General features: G+C 48.7%; 3 protein-coding genes. All 3 read left to right on the forward strand.

Features of this window, described 5'->3' with window-relative positions:
* The first annotated feature begins 227 nt into the window (after positions 1 to 227).
* A complete protein-coding gene (locus V6D20_18690; protein HEY9817807.1) occupies positions 228 to 587 on the forward strand; it encodes a glycine radical domain-containing protein in 360 nt (119 codons plus the stop codon).
* Between the two features lie 174 nt (positions 588 to 761).
* A complete protein-coding gene (gene pflA / locus V6D20_18695) occupies positions 762 to 1,526 on the forward strand; it encodes a pyruvate formate-lyase-activating protein (protein ID HEY9817808.1) in 765 nt (254 codons plus the stop codon).
* Between the two features lie 42 nt (positions 1,527 to 1,568).
* The coding region (locus tag V6D20_18700; GenBank protein ID HEY9817809.1) for a class I SAM-dependent methyltransferase at positions 1,569 to 2,073 on the forward strand (505 nt) is incomplete at its 3' end.

Genomic DNA, 2,073 nt, shown 5'->3' on the forward strand with positions numbered 1-2,073 from the left:
ATGGTGACTATCCCAAGTATGGTAACAATGACGATCGGGTCGATACCATTGCCATTGATCTGGTGCAGTCTTTCATGGCGAAAGTACGTACCAACAAAACCTATCGAGATGCTGTACCCACCCAGTCGATTTTAACGATTACCTCCAATGTGGTCTACGGCAAGAAAACTGGGAATACCCCCGATGGACGTAAAGCCGGTGAACCCTTTGCCCCCGGCGCAAATCCTATGCATGGACGAGATACAAAAGGGGCGATCGCGTCCCTAGCATCTGTGGCTAAGCTGCCCTATGATGATGCTCAGGACGGCATTTCCTATACCTTTTCCATCGTGCCCCAAGCTTTGGGTAAAGGTTTAGACAGTCAAGTGACTAATTTAGTAGGAATGCTAGATGGCTATTTCCACGAAACCGGGCATCATATTAACGTCAACGTTCTCAACCGAGATACCTTGCTCCATGCCATGGATCATCCTGAAGAGTATCCCCAGCTTACGATTCGGGTATCGGGCTATGCCGTGAATTTCATCAAATTGACCCGAGAACAACAGTTGGATGTGATTAACCGCACCTTCCACAGCCATCTGTAGGCGTTACTGTCCACTTTGATCATTTCTTACTCATGTCAATTTAATGTGACGTAGCTGTAGGGTGGGCAATGCCCACCCCTTAACCCTCGCCCTCACATGCAAATCCGTCTCCAAGACCTCAACATTCCAATGCTACTTTGATGAAGCGTTGTTCATCAACGGTCTAGTTAACCTATGTCTACTTCAGTCTCTAGTTCAGGTCTCATCAGGGGCGATCGCGGCCGCATCCACTCGGTGGAAACCTGTGGCACGGTGGATGGCCCAGGAATTCGATTTGTGATCTTTACCCAGGGCTGCCGCCTACGCTGCCTCTATTGCCATAATCCAGATACCCGTGACCCCAACCAAGGGCAAGAGGTTACAGTGGATGATCTCTTATCCGAAATTCAGTCCTATCGTTCCTACATGACCTATTCCGGTGGTGGGGTGACTATTAGCGGCGGTGAGCCCTTGCTGCAGCCGGAGTTTGTGCATGAGATCATCCGTCGTTGTCAAGCGATCGGTATTCATACAGCTCTTGATACCTCTGGCTATCCAGACTTTGAGCGCTCTAAACCCGTTTTAGATGATGTAGATTTAGTTTTATTGGATATCAAATCCTTTAATCCTCAAATTTACCAAACTGTTACCCATGTGCCCATCGAGCCTACCCTACATGTTGCCCGTTACTTAAACGAGATTCAGAAACCTACCTGGGTTCGCTTCGTGCTGGTGCCAGGCTTAACTGACGGGAAACAAAATATGGAACAATTGGCTGCCTTTGTTGCTCAATTAACCTGTGTAAAAAAGGTGGAAATCTTGCCGTTTCACCAAATGGGAAACTACAAATGGCAGCAGCTTGGTTATGCCTATGCGTTGAAAGATACAGCCACGCCGACTGTGGCTGAGGTGCAGCGAGCCGTGGAGATTTTTCAAGCCCATGGACTGACGGTGCAATAATTGTTCTATTGCCTCTGGGATTGTGGATAGAAGGAGAGATCAATGGACGAGCAAAGCATTTTTTTGGACATCCACCAAGGATTGGAGCGAGAAAGTCCTGGGGGTGCCTTGTATACTCAGCAAGCCTTTGAGATGTTGCCTGCCCTCTCCCATCCCCAAATTTTAGATATCGGCTGTGGGCCAGGAATGCAGACTCTAACCCTAGCCCAGCTCAGTGACGGATCGATTACCGCTGTGGATAACCATCAACCCTATCTAGCAGGGCTGCAGCAGCAAGCCGCTGCGTTTTCGGGGCGAATTACCTGCCTGAATGCCGATATGAGAAACTTGCCGTTTACAGCCCAAAGCTTTGACCTGATTTGGGCTGAGGGGTCTATCTATATTATCGGATTAGAAGAGGGGCTAACAGAGTGGCGATCGCTTCTCAAATCAGATGGATACATGGTGATCAGTGAATTAGTTTGGGTTAAGCCCAATCCTCCGGCAGTTCTGCGCGACTATTGGCAGCAAGGCTATCCGTCCATGCGTTCACTTAATGAGGTTGCTA

The organism is Candidatus Obscuribacterales bacterium (assembly GCA_036703605.1).
Classification (GTDB): Bacteria; Cyanobacteriota; Cyanobacteriia; order RECH01; family RECH01; genus RECH01.